The sequence below is a fragment of the Komagataeibacter xylinus genome (assembly GCF_004302915.1).
Lineage (GTDB): Bacteria > Pseudomonadota > Alphaproteobacteria > Acetobacterales > Acetobacteraceae > Komagataeibacter > Komagataeibacter xylinus_C.
In genome coordinates this window covers 13249-27783 of record NZ_QQBI01000018.1, presented here as the reverse complement: position 1 = coordinate 27783, position 14535 = coordinate 13249, and the positions used below count along the sequence as shown (strand labels likewise).

Here is a 14535-nt window from a genome sequence, read left to right as displayed (position 1 = left end):
CATCGTGCCTGTATTTGAAACGATACTGCAATGTTGATGCCCTGCTAGGATAACGTTGCCCATGTCGTTTCATGTGTTCTTCCCTGTGAATGCCACCCGGCCCGTGTCGGGGCGCGCCCAGTGGAGCGGAAAGAACTGCCTGGTCATGGCAACGGTCCTTGGCGGGTTGGGCATTGTGGATACCGCCTGCGCGCGGCAGGTGGCCACGGCCATGCCTCCATCGTCCGCCGGCGTGGCGAAGAAGGCGGCACCCGCGCCGTCTGGCGCCACGGCGGCTACGGGCCGGCCCGAGAGCATCGATGTCATCGCCCGGCGCAATAACGCGCCCGGTGGCGGCATGATGCGCAGGGAAACGGCAGCGCACGCGGTCCAGACGGTAACGCAGGACTATATCGCGATGCAGAGCCCGACAAGCGCGCCGCTCGACCTGATCCGCAACCTGCCCAGCGTCAACGTATCCTCTTCCGATCCCAGTGGCATCGATGGGGGAGCGATCAGCAGCCGTGGCCTGAACGACAATGACATCGGCGTGCTCGTCAACGGCATGCCGATTGCCAATGGCTCGACCTCCTCGGCCACCGGCTTCATCCAGAACTACGTGGACAGCAACAATATCGCCGCCGAATCGATGGCGCCCGGCTCGACGTCCGTTGGCGCCCCGCTCAACTCGGCTGCCGCCGGTTCGCTCGAGGTGACCACGCGCGCGCCATCGCAGAAGTTCGGCGGCATGATTTCGGGCAGCTACGGGTCGTTTGATACCTCACGCGAGTTCCTGCGCGTTGATTCGGGCGAGATCGGGCATTCCGGCGTGACCAGCTACATCTCGCTTTCCCATACCCGTGCGGAGCCGTGGCGCGGCTCGGGCATCAGCGACCGCAAGCATCTTGACTACCGGCTGCAGAAGAAGTTCGGGGAAAACACCTCCATCGACTTCTTCCTTGGCTATAACCATTCCCATAACTTTCAGAACCGCTATCCCACCATGGCGAACCTGAAGGCGGACATGGACGGAGGCAAGCCAAGCATCCCGCTCAACTACGATGCCGGCCCCATCCCGACTTCACCCTCGAGCTATTATGGCGTCCATGCCAATGACAAGGACACCTTCTATGCCTCGCTGCCGGTCAAGGTCGGGCTGACCCATCAGCTCTCGCTCAGCATCGTGCCGTATTACGAGCGTTCCGCCTTTACGGAAAACACGGCCGCCCGCCTGCGCGAAGGCCATACCTATTCTGGCTCGGAGAGTGTTGCGGTCGATCTTGACGGCAATGGCAAGGTCACGTCCGCCTATCAGGACGTGTCCGAGCCGGCCATCTCCCTCAACCAGCAGGGCGGGGTGGTGAGCAGCCTGCACTGGCACCTGAGGAACAACGAGGGGCAGGCGGGCTACTGGTACGAGCAGAGCGCCTATTCGCTCAGGACCCCCGTCCAGCGCATGAACCAGACGAATGAGGGGCAGTACGCGGATAACGATGTCGCCTCCTATTACCGCCTGGCGAATGGTTCGATCTATTACGCCACGAATTACGTGGGCACCTATCGTTCGCATACCGGCTTTGTGGAAGACACGCAGTATTTCCTCAACCACAAGATGTCCGTGACCGCGGGCTTCAAGATCTTTACCGAGGAACTGACCGGGCAGAGCAACCTGCCGGGCGCAAACAGCAGGATGACGAGCCATTTTGTCTCGCCCATGCCGCGTTTTTCATGGTCGTGGAACATCTCGCGGCGCCACCAGGTCTATATCAATGCGGAAGGCGATTTCCGCGCGCCTTCCCCCGAAGGGCTGGTGACGCGCTACAGCCTGACAACAGGCGCCATGACCACGTCTGGCGCGAACGTGAAGCCGCAGTATTCCATCAAGGAAGAACTCGGGTACCGCTATTCAGGCAAATCCCTGATCGCGGATGTGAGCGTGTACAACTTCAATATCACCAACCGCCTGCTGACCCTGAACACCTATACATCAAACAATGATGCCGTCAGTGAAACCGTCAATGCCGGTGGCGAGACCATTCGCGGCGTTGACCTGATGCTGTCCACGCGCCCGCTGCTGCACCGGTTCCGGCCTTATGTATCGTTTGAATACCTGCATGCGACCATGGACAACAACCTGCCCGCCGCCGCGGAAAATGGCCAGATGGACTACCTGCGCACCAAGGGCAATACCCCTGTGATGACGCCAAAGGTCATGTTCAGCCTCGGGACGACCTATAATGAAGGGCCGTTCTTCATGAATGTCAGCGTGCATTATACCGGCAGGCAGTATTCGACCTTCATGAACGATGAATACATGAACCACTATTATACGGATACGCTGTCGCTGGGCTATCATTTCCCCAAGATCTGGCGCGCGCAGTCCCCGACCTTCCAGCTGAACTTCACCAACCTTACGGGCACGTACAAGGCGGCTGGCGTCTACAGCTTTTCCACCAATGCGCATCCGACCTATGGCCTGAATGGAAACCGCATCGCGGGCGGTGGATCGCCGCTTTATTACCCGATGGCGAATTTCTCCATGATCGGCACGGTCTCGACCTCATTCTGACGGGCGCAGGCGCACCTGCCTGCCATTGTCGGGCCGCAAGGATGCCGCCTTTTTGAAAAAAGGCGGCACCCCAAAACTTTTGTTTTTTATCGACGAGTTGTTTTCAAGAAGTCTTTAAGGTTTTCCCTATTCCTCAAATGCTCCCGGCACGTTTCAGGAGCGGAAGCGGCGGTGGTAATCGGCGTTATATAGCGCGCTTTCACGGAAGTCATGCGTGCCCAGCGCCCGGCCCACCAGCACCAGAGCGGTGCGCTCGATGGGGTTTTCGGCCAGTTTTGCACAGATGTCGCCCAGCGTGCCGCGCAGCACGAGCTGGTCGGGCCATGTGGCGCGCGCCACGATGGCCACGGGGCAGTCCGCGCCATAAAACGGGGTCAGGTCGGCCACGATCTGGTCGAGCACATGAATGGCCAGGTGGATGGCCAGTGTTGCCCCCGTAGCCCCAAAGGCGGCCAGCTTCTCGCGCTCCGGCATGGCCGAGGCCCGGCCGCTCACGCGCGTCAGCACCACGCTTTGTGCCACTTCCGGCACGGTCAGTTCGCGCCCCAGCACGGAGGCGGCGGCGGCAAAGGCGGGCACGCCGGGGGTCATGGTCCATGGAATATTGTTGCGGTCGAGCCTGCGGATCTGCTCGGCCACGGCGCTGTACACCGAAAGGTCGCCCGAATGCAGCCGCGCCACATCCTGTCCTGCCGCATGGGCACGAATGTATTCCTGCTCGATCAGGTCGAGCGTGAGGGGGGCGGTATCAACCAGCCGGGCACCGGGCGGGCAGTGTTCGAGCATCTCGGTCGGCACGATCGAGCCTGCGTACAGGCACACCGGGCATTTTGCCAGCAGGTCGCGCCCGCGCAGGGTCAGCAGGTCGGCGGCACCGGGGCCTGCGCCAATAAAGTGTACGGTCATGCATCCTCTCCCTGTGCCATGGCACATGTTGCACCGCTGCCGGTCAGGCGCGGCACGATCAGCCTTGCGTGCGGTCCTGCCGCCGCCAGCGCGCAGCCTTCTGCCACCGAGGCCACGCCCAGGGCTGCCTGCGCCCGGGCGGAATGGGTGACGCAGCGCGGCTGGACGGCCAGCAGTTCATCTGGCGTGACGGCCCGCAAGTGCAGCCCCAGCTGGCGGGCGGCATCCTGCACGCCTGCCTCGCGGTAGCGGAAGGCGGGCACGGCCACAAGCTCCGCGCGCCTGCCGCAGCGCTCCTGCGCGGCCAGCACAAGGGCAATGAGTGCCTGCGCATCGCACAGGCTGCGCAGGCCCAGACCAGCCACGATCATGCGGGTTTGCTCACGGTGTAGCTGGTCACGGTCATGCCGGGGCGAAAGCCGTGAAAGCGCCCGATCGGCTCCAGCCGCTCCACATGCAGCCGGGTCAGCGTGCCGCCCCAGCGGGCATGGGCGGCCATCACCGCAGCCTCGCTTTCCAGCGTTACGGCATTGGCCACCAGCCGCCCGCCGGGGCGCAATACGTCCCATGCGGCCTCGAGCATGCCGGGGTTGCTGATGCCGCCGCCGATGAAAATGGCATCGGGCGCAGCCAGTCCCTCGGCCCGCATGCGGGGCAGGATGGCGGGGGCCTCGCCCGCCATCACGCGCAGGCCGGGCACGCCAAGGTTGAGCGCGTTATGGGCGATCCGCGCGCCGCGTTCGGGCGATTTTTCAATGGCGATGGCGCGGTTGGCGGGGTGGCGCAGCATCCATTCGATGCTGATCGAGCCTGAGCCGCCACCAATATCCCACAGCATCTCGCCCCGTCGTGGCGCAAGGGCCGACAGCGTGACCGCCCGGATCTCGCGCTTGGTGATCTGCCCGTCATGGGCGAACATCCCGTCAGGCAGGCCGCAGGCCAGCGGAATGACCTGCGCATCCCGGCCGGCCACCACTTCCAGTGCCATCAGGTTCAGCCGGGGTGGCCGTGGCCCTTCGCCCCGCGCGGCCTCGGCTACCGTGGCGGTGTGGTGGCTCTGCCCCGGGCCGCCCAGCGCGCCCAGCACATGCAGCACGGAAGCCCCGAAGCCACGCGCGTCAAGCCAGTGGGCAAAGGCGTGGGGCGTGTGCTCATCCGCCGAGAGCACGACCAGCCTGCCACCGGGCTGAAGTGCCGGGGCCACGGCCTCCATCGGGCGGCCACATAGCGAGAGCACGCTCACATCCTGCTCCGCCCAGCCCAGCAGGTTGCACGCCAGCGCCACGCATGATGGCGCGGGCAGGCCCATCATCTCGGCCAGGGGCACATGGCGGCGCAATGTGGTGCCAATGCCGAACAGGAACGGATCGCCCGAGGCCAGCACGCATACGCGCCTGCCCCGCCAGCGCAGCACCTCGCCAATGCCATCGGCCAGCGGGTGCGGCCAGGCCAGCGTCTGGCCCGTTATCAGGGGGCCTGCAAGGGCAAGGTGGCGCGCGCCCCCCACCACCAGTTCCGCGCCTGCGATCAGGGCACGGGTGGCGGCGGGCAACCCCTCGACACCGTCCTCCCCAATGCCGATAACATGCAGCCACGGCGTGCTCATGGCGTGGCCTTGCAAACAGCAGGAAGGAAAAGATGCGGGTTCTGGTTCTGGGCGGCACGACGGAGGCCCGCCAGCTTTACGCAGCACTTGAGCAGTGCGTTGACCGCTTTAAGGTCACCGTCTCGCTGGCAGGGGCCACCCGTGCGCCGGTCCTGCCCAGGCTCGATGTGCGCATTGGCGGCTTTGGCGGCGTGGATGGCCTGCATGCGTGGCTTGTGGCCCATCATGTCGAGGCTGTAATCGACGCCACCCATCCCTTTGCCGTGCAGATGAGCAATCATGCCGTCGCCGCCTGTGCGCAGGCCCATGTGAAGCTGCTGCGCGTGCAACGCCCCGGCTGGACGCCTGTTGCGGGCGATCGCTGGACCCGCGTGCGCGACATGCAGGCCGCAGCGGACGCGCTGGGCAGCACACCCCGCCGCGTGCTGCTGACCGTGGGACGCAAGGACCTGCTGCCCTTCCACCACGCAGGGCCGCATGACTGGCTGCTGCGCTGCGTGGATGCGCCTGACCCAACCCTGCTGCCCGCGGGCACGCGGCTGCTGCTGGCCCGTGGCCCGTTTGATGAAGCGGGCGAGGAAGCGCTTTTGCGCCGGGAACGTATTGATGTGATCGTGACCAAGAATTCCGGCGGCACGGCAACACAGGCCAAGCTCGCGGCGGCCCGCAGGCTGGGCCTTGGCGTGATCATGGTCGAGCGCCCGCCCGTGGCCCAGGCCAAGACCGTGGCGGATGCCACGGCTGCCATGATGTGGTTGGAAAGCCTGTCGGAATGATGTGGGAAACCTGCTCACGAAAAACCCTAGAATCAATAAGAAGTTTTTGGTGAAGCTTTTTTCAAAAAGCTTCGAAAAGACGCCGCCTTTTTGAAAAAAGGCGGCACCCAGAAACTTTTATTCTGCCTTATCCACCCGCCGCGCGGTGTAGAGCCATTTTTCCCCATCGGCCCGCTCAATGACGTGGGTCAGCGGGCAACCGATCAGCACCAGCGTGCTCATATCCACCTGCCCGGGATCGGCATGGGCGATATCGGTCAGGATCACGCGCTCATCGGGGCGACCAATGGCGCGGGCAAAGGCGACCGGCACATCGCCCGGCAGGATGGTGCGCAGCAGGTCGAACGCCTCGCCCAGCTGGTGCGGGCGGGCTTTCGAGCGCGGATTGTACAGCGCCATCACCAGCCCGGCTTCCGCCGCTGCCGCCAGCCTCTTATGCACCACCGCCTGCGGCTTGAGGTTGTCAGACAGTGAAATGACGCAGAAATCCCCGCCCAGCGGCGCGCCCAGCCGCGCGGCTGCGGCCAGCACGGCCGAGACACCGGGAATGACCCTCACCTCCACCCCGCGCCATGCGGCGGGGCCGTGGTCAATCGCCTCGAACACCGCACTCGCCATGCCGAACACGCCCGCATCACCACCCGACACGACCGCGACCGTGCGCCCTGCCAGCGCAAGTTCAATGGCATGCTGCGCGCGTTCAAGCTCCACGCGGTTGTCGCTGGCATGGCGCACCACGTCGGGGCCTGCCTGCACGCGGGCCACATAGGGCGCGTAGCCGATCAGGTCGGTGGCCTGCGCCAGTGCCTCATCGGCCTGGGGCGTGCGCTGGGCCGGGGCACCGGGGCCAAGGCCCACGACAAAGATGCGGCCATTCATCGCGCATCCTCCCGCCCTGGCACGAGGATGATGGAGAAATAGGGGGCAGGGCCGGTCATGTCGGTCAGTTTCAGGCAGCGCTGGGCGGGCTGGCTGGCGCGTTCCACATAGATCGCGCGCCCTTCGCGCCCGGTGCGGCGCAAGGCAGTGCGCACTTTTTCAAGGTTGCGGCCCAGCTTCATGATGACGGCGGCATCGGCCTTTTCCAGCCACGCCACCAGCGCTGCCTCATCCAGCGTGCCGGGGATGACGCACAGCACGTCATCACCATGCACCATGGGCCGCCGGGCTGCCGACCAGCAGCCGCTCATGGCGGTGATGCCGGGCACGATGGCGCACTCGAAACGCTCATGCAGCCGGTCGAACACATACATCGCCGAGCCGAACAGGAACGGATCACCCTCGCACAGAAGCGCCACGTCCTGGCCTGCCTCAAGGTGTGTTGCAACCCGGGCCGCGCATTCATCATAGAACTGGCCCATGCGCATAAGGTACGCCGGGTCGCTGACCGCAATCTCGGTGGTGAAGGGGTAGGCGAAGCGCAGCGTGGTGGCGTCGGGGGCAATCATGTCGCCTGCGATCTGGCGGGCATGGCCGGGGCGGTCGTGGCGGCAGAACCAGCCCACCACCGGGCTTTCGCGTAGCAGACGCGCGGCCTTGATGGTCATGAGTTCGGGGTCACCCGGCCCCATGCCGAGGATGGACAGGCGGCCCGTGCTCATTCCGTGTCACTCGCCAGTGCGTTGACGGTGGCCGCCGCCATGGCGCTGCCGCCCAGCCTGCCACGCACGATGATGAAGGGCAGGTCGCCAAATTCGGCCAGCGCCTCCTTCGATTCGGCAGCACCCACAAAGCCCACCGGCATGCCGATCACGGCCGCCGGGCGGGGCGCACCCGCGCGGATCATCTCCAGCAGGTGGAACAGGGCCGTGGGCGCATTGCCAATGGCCACCACGGCACCGGCCAGCTCCGCGCCCCACAGGTCCATCGCGGCAGCCGAGCGGGTATTGCCGATCTGTTTCGCAATTTCCGGCGTGCGCGGGTCGCGCAGGGTGCAGATGACCGGGTTGTCGGCAGGCAGGCGCGCGCGGGTCACGCCGTGGGCCACCATGTTGGCATCGCACAATATGGGCCTGCCTGCCTTCAGCGCCGCCTGCGCGCTGGCCACGAAATCGGGCGACATGCGCACGGCTTTCGCCACATCCACCATGCCGCAGGCGTGGATGATGCGCACCACCACGCGGGCTTCGGCCTCACTCAGGCCGCTCAGGTCGGCTTCTTCACGGATGATGGCAAAGGAACGGGCATAGATCGCCGCCCCGTCGTGAATGTAGTCGTACGGTTCCGTTTGCGCGGTCATGCCGGTTGGGTTCTCCCGTTCCGTGGCGTGGTCAGGTTGCGGGGCCAGTCCCGCAGGATGTGCTGTATCTGTGCCAGCGAAAGCCCGTTGTCTACAGGCGTATCAGCCGCCCGGCCATGCGGGCACAGGCCATAGCCCTCCGGCTGCGCCACCAGCGTGATGTCGGCAGGCTCCGGATGGGCGCAGCCCTTAGGGCAGCCCGATACATGCAGGCGCACGTCCTGCGGCAGGGCGGGGGCCAGAACCTGCGCATCGGCAATCACGTCACGCGCGGCGCAGCCACAGCCGCGCGTGCCGATGCATGCGCTGATGCGCAGGCGCGGGTCATCCGCATGGGTGATCAGGCCGGGCAGGGGCGGGGCCGTGGCGCAGTGTTCAACAATAAGGGCGCGCATGGGGGCCACGCGCATCTGGCCATTGCCAGCCTGTTCGGCCCATTGCGCCACATGCGCCAGCAGGTCGGCCCCAATGGGGCCGGGCGGCAGGACCAGCCCCATCGCGCCACCGGGTAGCGGCCCGGCAAGGCAGGCTGGCGCGTGGGGGGGCGTGGTTGCGGCGCATGTGGCGGCCAGTTGCCCGATCCGGGCAAAGGCCTGTGCGCCAAGCGCCGGATTGCGCAGCGGGCGGGGTTGGCCGCCCATATCGGCCAGCGCATGGGCAAGGGCCAGCACGGTGGGAGGCACATCCTGCGCGGCACAGGGCAGGGCGCGCGTGCCGCAGGTGACCTGCCAGCCATCCCTGTCCGCCCGGATCATGATATCGCCCCGCAGGCTGCCGGCGGGCACATACCCGCCGCACTCCACCGCAATCGCGAACTTGGCGGGCAGGCCGCGCAGGGTATTGGCCCCGGCGAGTGCGGCATCGAGCGCGTGGATGAGGGCCGGGGCACCGGGTGCGGCTTCAGGGTCGATGCCTGCAAGGGGCGAAATCAGTAGCGCGCGCCGGGCCTCGGTCGCGGCGTCCGTGCTGGCAAGGCCCGCATCAGCCATGTCACGGGCGAAGGCGCGGGCGCTGGCCGGTGTCAGGCCACGCAGTTGCAGGTTGCCCCGGCTGGTCAGTTCAATCAGCCCGTTGCCATGCGTGCGGGCGGCCTGGGCCACGATGCGGGCCTGCGCTGCGGACAGGCGGCCAAGCGGCGGGCGCACGCGTACCAGCCAGCCATCGGCGGCCTCCATGGGGGTGTGCAGGCCGGGGCACCAGCCGCGCACGGAAGGGGCCGTGGTCATGGCGCGGGGTCCAGCAGCATGGCGGCACTGTTGCTGCGCGGCCGCCACAGGTCGCGGCGCAGGGCATCGGCCATGAGGTGGCGGATGGCGGTATGGGCATCGGGGTTGGCCGCGAGCAGGAAGGCGTCCATCTCCGGGTCATCGAGCAGGCGGCTGAAGGCGAGGTCAAACTGCCGGTCAAAGCGCGCGGGCACGGTGGCGGCAAAGCCGTGCAACGCCTCCACGCCGCGTGCGATCTCGCCCGCCCCCCGGTAGCCATGGCGGCGCATGCCCGCAAGCCAGGCCGGGTTGGCCAGCCGCCCGCGCACCACGCGGGCCACTTCCTGCGCTGTGCCGCGCAGGCGGGGCGTATCGGGGCGGGAGGTGTCGCCATGCACGAGGCGCGGCGTGTTGCCCAGCATCGTGGCGGCCGCCGCCATGCCGCCCTCATGGGTGGCCATGTCCACGCTTTCGAGGATGTCGGTCTCGGCATGGTCCTGCACATGCAGCAGCACGCCCGCCTGCGCCATGCGCCCGGCCAGGATGTCAGGCGCTTTTTGCCCTTCACGCCCGCCGCCATAGGTCCAGGCCGAGCCATCAAGCCATGCCTGCCCCAGCCCGTCACGTTCGTGCCACTGGCCGCTGGCCAGCACATCTTCCACCCCCGTGCCATAATTGCCAGGGGCTGCGCCAAACATGCGGGCGGTGGCGGTGTGCCGGGCTGCGCCTTCAAGCCCTTCGGTGCTGGCGGCCAGCGGGTTGAGGTCGGGGGCCTCGAACGTGCGGGCGGCAATGGCCTGCACCGCCTGCTCGAACAGCGCGATCTGGCCGGGAAATGCATCGCGGAACAGCCCCGACAGGCGCAGCGTCACATCCACGCGCGGGCGGTCGAGCGCAGCCATGGGAATGACCTCGATACCGCTTACGCGCCCCGATGCGCCATCCCATACCGGTTTCACGCCCATCAGCAGCAGGGCAAGGGCCAGGTCCTCGCCGCCGGTGCGTAGGCTGGCCGAGCCCCACAGGTCGATGACCAGCGCGCGCAGCGGCTCGCCTTGGTCCTGCAGGTGTTCCTCCAGCAGCAGCGCCGCCGTGCGCTCGGCCAGCACAAGCGCCGAGCGGGTGGGAATGGCGCGGGGGTCCATGGCGTAAAGGTTGCGCCCCGTGGGCAGCACGTCGGCCCGGCCACGGGTGGGGGCACCCGCAGGGCCTGCCGGCACGAATCGCCCATCAAGGGCGGCCAGCAGGGCCGCTCCCTCCGCCGCGCCGCAGGCGTGCAGGCGGGCGGGCAGGTCGGCAGGCGCGCTTTCACCGCAGGCGCGGGCGATGGCATGGGCCAGTTCCACTGTCCGGGTGGGGGGGCGGCCAAACACATGCAGCCCGTCACGGATCTGGAGGTCTTTTACATCGCACAGATAGGCATCGAGCCGGGCGAGGGCTTCATCCTCGTTATCGGCACGGGCAATGCCGCCTTCCTCCAGCAGGCCAAGACTGTCGGCGCGTTGCAGGATCTCGCCACGCAGGATGGCGCCCCGCCTGCGGTCGAGCCCGTCGGCTGCGGCATATTCGTCAATCAGGCGTTCGAGTTCACCCGTATCGGCGCCTGCGCTGTTCACGGCCGCGATGGGTGGCGTCATGTGGCTGATGGTCACCGCCCCCAGCCTGCGCCGCGCCGCCGCCGCCTCGCCGGGGTTGTTGACGATAAAGGGGTAGATGACCGGCAGCCCCCCCACCAGCACCGAGGGCCAGCATTCGGCCGATGGGGCCGCCGCCTTGCCCGGCAGCCATTCCAGCGTGCCATGCGTGCCCAGATGCACCATGGCGTCCAGCCCGCAGCCGTGGCGCAGCCACAGGTAGAAGGCCACATAGGCATGGCGCGGCGGGGTGTCGGGGTCATGGTAGCCGCCGTGGCGGTCGGTGGCCGTGCCCCGGTCGGGTTGCAGCGCTAGCAGGATACGGCCTGCATGCAGGTGGCGCAGGTGGAACTGGCCGTGCTGCACGGCGGAATCCTCCTCCGGCGCGCCCCAGCAGGCGGCAAGCTGGTCGCGCAGGGCCTGTGGCAGGGCCTCGAGCCACTGGCGATAGGTCGCAACCGAAACAAAGGGCGTGGCAGGCGCGCGGGCCAGCGCGTGCGTCAGCTGGTCCGCCGTGGGTACATCACCCGTGTCGTAGCCTGCCGCATGCAGCAGGCTCAGGATGTGTTCAAGGCTTGCAAAACTGTCCAGCCCCACGGCATGGGCGGCCTGCCCGGTGGGCGCACCCTGCGCGCCGGGATAATCGGACAGGATGATGCCCACGCGGCGCTGGCCGGGCAGTTCATGCCCCAGCCGCGCCCAGCCCAGCGCGCGGGCGGCGGTCAGCGCAATGCCCTGCGCGTAAGGCACATGGCGGGCGGGCAGGCCGGGGGTGGTGTCCTCCTTGAAGGAGATGGGGAAGGCGGGAATGCGGCCATCGAGTTCGGGCAGCACCACCTGCATGGCAAGGTCGGCCTGCGACAGGCCGCGCACGCTGTCGCGCCACAGGCCGTGGGGAATGCCGGGCTGCTGCACCTGCAGCACCGGCACGCCCGCCATGTCGAGCGGGGCGTGGCCATCCCCCCCGGAGCGTGCGGAAAAGAAGGTGGCGTTGATGATGACATCCGGCGGTGCCTCCGCCAGCCGGGCCGTAACGAAAGCCGCCGATTCCGGGTTCTTGAGGGAGGTGACATAAACAAGGTCCGCCCCCATGCCATGCCGCTCCAGTTCAGTGGCGAGGGCCGTGACGGGGGCGATATCGGCGGCCAGCAGGTGGGCGCGGTAGAACACCACCATGGCGCGAAACGGTAGGGCCGGGCTGGCGGCATGCAGCACGCCTGCGGGCGGCAGCGGCTCGGCGGGCATGCCATCATCCGGCCCGCGCCCGGCAATATGGGCCATGAGCCGCAGGGCGGTGGCGGTGTTGACGGCCCCCCCCGTACGCAGCAGGGCATCAAGCCGGGTGCGGATGGCGTCGGGCACGGTGGACAGGCTGGCAAGACGTGGGTCATCACGCCCGTCGCCCGCCAGCAGCACCAGCGGAATGCCCGCCTGCTGGCAGGCCCGTCCCAGTTCCTCCACCCCGTAGCGCCAGTATTCCAGCCCGCCCAGCAGCCGCACCACCACGCAGCGCGACTCCATGATGGTGTCGGCTACGTACAGGTCGATCGACATGGGGTGGCGCAGGCGCGCAAGCGTTGCGGTGCGCAGGCTGGCATCGGGGGCGGCCCCTGCCGCATGGGCGGCGTTGAGGCACAGCAGGTCACTGTCCGAAAAGGACAGGAACACGATATCAGCCGGGGCGTGGCCGAGATCCTCGGCCTGATCGGCTTCATCGAGCGTGCGGACCTCGCGTGCCAGCAGGTGCATGATGCGGCTCCCGTCTGCCCGGTGTCTAGCCCTGGGCCAGTGCCGCCGTAATGGCAGCCTGATCAAGGCCCTTCTGGCCGATCACCACAAGGTTGCCGGTGCGCGGACCATCCTTGGGCACAGGCTGGTCGAACTGGTGGCGAAAGCGGCTGCCCACGCCCTGCACCGCCAGCCGCATGGCCTTGCCGCGCACGGTGGCGTAGCCCTTCATGCGTAGGATGTCGTGCTGTCCGGCAAGTTTTTTCAGCCGCGTGATGAAGCCTTCCACGCTGTCCTGCTCGGGGATGGGCAGCACGAAGCTCTCGAAATCATCATGCTCGTGCTCGCCGCCCTCGGCATCGTGGTGGGAGGGGCGGGCGGCCAGGTCATCTTCCGCTGCCGCATCGAGGCCGAGCAGCACGGCGGGGTCGACCTGCCCGTCGGTTGCGCGCACGACCTTGACCGCGCGCGGGATCTCGGCACGGATCGCGGCCTCGACCGCATCGGCCTGCTGTGGCGTCATGAGGTCGGTCTTGTTGAGCACCACGAGGTCGGCGCACAGGAGCTGGTCCTCGTACACCTCGGCCAGCGGGTTGTCGTGGTCGAGCGAGGGGTCGGCCGCCTGCTGGCGGGCGACTTCGGCGGGGTCATCGGCAAAGCGGCCGGCTTCCACGGCGGGGCCATCGACCACGGTCACCACGCCATCAACCGTCATGCGCGTGCGGATGGTGGGCCAGCCGAACGCCTTGAGCAGCGGCTTGGGCAAAGCGAGGCCGGAGGTCTCGATCACGATATGGTCGGGCGGGGTCGCGCGGTCGAGCAGGGCCTCCATGGTGGGCAGGAAGTCATCGGCCACGGTGCAGCACAGGCAGCCATTGGTCAGCTCGACAATGTCCTCATCCGTGCAGCCTTCCACGCCGCAGGCGCGCAGCGTGTCGCCATCAATGCCCAGCGTGCCGAATTCATTGACCACGATGGCAATGCGCCTGCCCTTCGCATTGGCCAGCACGTGGCGCAGAAGCGTGGTCTTGCCCGCGCCCAGAAAGCCGGTGATGACGGTAACGGGCACTTTGGCGCGGGCCGTGGCGGCGGTGTTCATGGCAGTCAGACTCCGGAAAAGAGGGATGAGGGAAAGCGGCCGCGCACCATGTCGCTCAGGCTTGCGGGCCTGCGCGAGGGCATGACGGTGCCTTTGGCCGATGCGGCATAGGCGTCGATATAGGTCAGCAGGTCATCTGCCTTTTCGGGGCCAAGGTTGGCCAGCAGCCAGCCCCATTTGCCCGGCGTGGCAATAACGGCGGTGCAGCCATCGTTGCACGCGGCAAGGCAGGCGACCTCATGCACGACAAGGTTTGGGTTGCCCGCGGCGAGTGCCTGCATGGCGTCGTGCAGCTGGCGGCCCTGCGGATTGTCCGATGCGGGCAGTCCCCGGCGGCAGGTCACGCACACATGCAGGTGCACGGGCGGTGGTGTCGTGTCTGGCGGGGAGGGAGTGGTCATCTGGTCCGTGCCCTTTCGCGGCGCTGCCGGGCGGGCAGCACAAAAAGCGGGGTGCGCGGTCATGCCCCACCCGGCGGCAGGCATTGCCCGGGTGGTGGCCAGTCGCGTGCCGGGCACCCCGCCAGCCATGCGATCGAAACGGTAACTCTATCCCGCACGGGCGGGGATGGCAGGTCTCCTGGCTTGTGGCGAAGGGCGTGGCGGGCCACACCCTCAGTATCCGGCCGCCTTCCCGGCCCCTTCGGGACCAGTGGCGGGGCCGGTGCATGCACCGGGCCGGATTCGACCACCTACAGTTGCGGGGGCAGCGACGGCATTGCTGTCAGGCGCACCGTCTTCCCTATTCTCCCTGGTGGGGGAACCATCAGCGGCGGATCTAGCCGATTGCGGGGC

Annotated in this window: 13 protein-coding genes and 1 riboswitch; of the genes, 3 read left to right on the top strand and 10 right to left on the bottom strand. The window is 67.4% G+C overall.

Annotated elements, in window-relative coordinates; genetic code table 11:
* Positions 1 to 61: 61 nt before the first annotated feature.
* Positions 62 to 2548: a TonB-dependent receptor gene (locus DV027_RS10965; RefSeq protein ID WP_130731841.1), complete on the top strand. Its 2487-nt coding sequence runs from the start codon at positions 62 to 64 to the stop codon at positions 2546 to 2548.
* Between the two features lie 153 nt (positions 2549 to 2701).
* Here the strand turns inward: DV027_RS10965 and cobM are convergent, their stop codons facing one another.
* The 3 genes from cobM to cbiE are packed head-to-tail and all read right to left on the bottom strand — an operon-like array spanning position 2702 to position 5060.
* Positions 2702 to 3454, bottom strand: coding sequence for a precorrin-4 C(11)-methyltransferase (gene cobM, locus DV027_RS10960; RefSeq protein WP_130731840.1), 753 nt, complete (start codon positions 3452 to 3454; stop codon positions 2702 to 2704).
* Positions 3451 to 3825: a cobalamin biosynthesis protein gene (locus DV027_RS10955; RefSeq protein ID WP_130731839.1), complete on the bottom strand. Its 375-nt coding sequence runs from the start codon at positions 3823 to 3825 to the stop codon at positions 3451 to 3453. The genes cobM and DV027_RS10955 overlap by 4 nt, the downstream gene beginning before the upstream one ends.
* Positions 3822 to 5060, bottom strand: a complete 1239-nt coding sequence (cbiE, locus tag DV027_RS10950) for a precorrin-6y C5,15-methyltransferase (decarboxylating) subunit CbiE (RefSeq protein WP_130731838.1) — start codon at positions 5058 to 5060, stop codon at positions 3822 to 3824. Before cbiE ends, DV027_RS10955 begins: the two co-directional genes overlap by 4 nt.
* Before the next feature lie 32 nt (positions 5061 to 5092).
* Here cbiE and DV027_RS10945 point away from each other — a divergent pair, with 32 nt between their 5' ends.
* The gene (locus tag DV027_RS10945; RefSeq protein WP_130731837.1) at positions 5093 to 5836 is read left to right on the top strand and encodes a cobalt-precorrin-6A reductase; all 744 of its coding nucleotides are present in this window, start codon (positions 5093 to 5095) and stop codon (positions 5834 to 5836) included.
* A 117-nt stretch (positions 5837 to 5953) separates the two neighbouring features.
* Here the strand turns inward: DV027_RS10945 and cobJ are convergent, their stop codons facing one another.
* The 7 genes from cobJ to DV027_RS10910 are packed head-to-tail and all read right to left on the bottom strand — an operon-like array spanning position 5954 to position 14142.
* Positions 5954 to 6715 (bottom strand): precorrin-3B C(17)-methyltransferase, encoded by a 762-nt coding sequence (gene cobJ / locus DV027_RS10940; RefSeq protein ID WP_130731836.1) that lies wholly within the window; start codon positions 6713 to 6715, stop codon positions 5954 to 5956.
* Positions 6712 to 7437, bottom strand: coding sequence for a precorrin-2 C(20)-methyltransferase (locus DV027_RS10935; RefSeq protein WP_130731835.1), 726 nt, complete (start codon positions 7435 to 7437; stop codon positions 6712 to 6714). Before DV027_RS10935 ends, cobJ begins: the two co-directional genes overlap by 4 nt.
* Entirely contained in the window at positions 7434 to 8075 is a 642-nt protein-coding gene (locus DV027_RS10930) for a precorrin-8X methylmutase (protein WP_130731834.1), read from the bottom strand. Before DV027_RS10930 ends, DV027_RS10935 begins: the two co-directional genes overlap by 4 nt.
* A complete protein-coding gene (cobG, locus tag DV027_RS10925; protein ID WP_130731833.1) occupies positions 8072 to 9301 on the bottom strand; it encodes a precorrin-3B synthase in 1230 nt (409 codons plus the stop codon). Before cobG ends, DV027_RS10930 begins: the two co-directional genes overlap by 4 nt.
* The gene (gene cobN / locus DV027_RS10920) at positions 9298 to 12663 is read right to left on the bottom strand and encodes a cobaltochelatase subunit CobN (RefSeq protein WP_130731832.1); all 3366 of its coding nucleotides are present in this window, start codon (positions 12661 to 12663) and stop codon (positions 9298 to 9300) included. The genes cobG and cobN overlap by 4 nt, the downstream gene beginning before the upstream one ends.
* A 25-nt stretch (positions 12664 to 12688) precedes the next feature.
* Positions 12689 to 13741: a cobalamin biosynthesis protein CobW gene (cobW, locus tag DV027_RS10915; protein WP_130731831.1), complete on the bottom strand. Its 1053-nt coding sequence runs from the start codon at positions 13739 to 13741 to the stop codon at positions 12689 to 12691.
* 5 nt (positions 13742 to 13746) lie between these two features.
* On the bottom strand, positions 13747 to 14142 hold the full coding sequence (locus DV027_RS10910; protein WP_130731830.1) for a DUF1636 domain-containing protein: 396 nt from the start codon (positions 14140 to 14142) through the stop codon (positions 13747 to 13749).
* On the opposite strand from DV027_RS10910, the gene DV027_RS17575 reads away from it, so the two are divergent.
* Positions 14135 to 14287 carry a hypothetical protein gene (locus DV027_RS17575; RefSeq protein WP_165399175.1) on the top strand — a complete coding sequence of 51 codons (153 nt, stop codon included), beginning with the start codon at positions 14135 to 14137 and terminating at the stop codon, positions 14285 to 14287. The two genes, DV027_RS10910 and DV027_RS17575, sit on opposite strands and share 8 nt — an antisense overlap.
* Positions 14288 to 14293: 6 nt before the next feature.
* Positions 14294 to 14523, bottom strand: a riboswitch (cobalamin riboswitch).
* Positions 14524 to 14535: the final 12 nt, after the last annotated feature.

Excerpts from the sequence above, each read along its gene's own strand:
- DV027_RS10965 (WP_130731841.1), top strand. The coding sequence starts at position 62 with ATGTCGTTTCATGTGTTCTTCCCTGTGAATGCCACCCGGCCCGTGTCG.
- cobM (WP_130731840.1), bottom strand. The coding sequence starts at position 3,454 with ATGACCGTACACTTTATTGGCGCAGGCCCCGGTGCCGCCGACCTGCTG.
- DV027_RS10955 (WP_130731839.1), bottom strand. The coding sequence starts at position 3,825 with ATGATCGTGGCTGGTCTGGGCCTGCGCAGCCTGTGCGATGCGCAGGCA.
- cbiE (WP_130731838.1), bottom strand. The coding sequence starts at position 5,060 with ATGAGCACGCCGTGGCTGCATGTTATCGGCATTGGGGAGGACGGTGTC.
- DV027_RS10945 (WP_130731837.1), top strand. The coding sequence starts at position 5,093 with ATGCGGGTTCTGGTTCTGGGCGGCACGACGGAGGCCCGCCAGCTTTAC.
- cobJ (WP_130731836.1), bottom strand. The coding sequence starts at position 6,715 with ATGAATGGCCGCATCTTTGTCGTGGGCCTTGGCCCCGGTGCCCCGGCC.
- DV027_RS10935 (WP_130731835.1), bottom strand. The coding sequence starts at position 7,437 with ATGAGCACGGGCCGCCTGTCCATCCTCGGCATGGGGCCGGGTGACCCC.
- DV027_RS10930 (WP_130731834.1), bottom strand. The coding sequence starts at position 8,075 with ATGACCGCGCAAACGGAACCGTACGACTACATTCACGACGGGGCGGCG.
- cobG (WP_130731833.1), bottom strand. The coding sequence starts at position 9,301 with ATGACCACGGCCCCTTCCGTGCGCGGCTGGTGCCCCGGCCTGCACACC.
- cobN (WP_130731832.1), bottom strand. The coding sequence starts at position 12,663 with ATGCACCTGCTGGCACGCGAGGTCCGCACGCTCGATGAAGCCGATCAG.
- cobW (WP_130731831.1), bottom strand. The coding sequence starts at position 13,741 with ATGAACACCGCCGCCACGGCCCGCGCCAAAGTGCCCGTTACCGTCATC.
- DV027_RS10910 (WP_130731830.1), bottom strand. The coding sequence starts at position 14,142 with ATGACCACTCCCTCCCCGCCAGACACGACACCACCGCCCGTGCACCTG.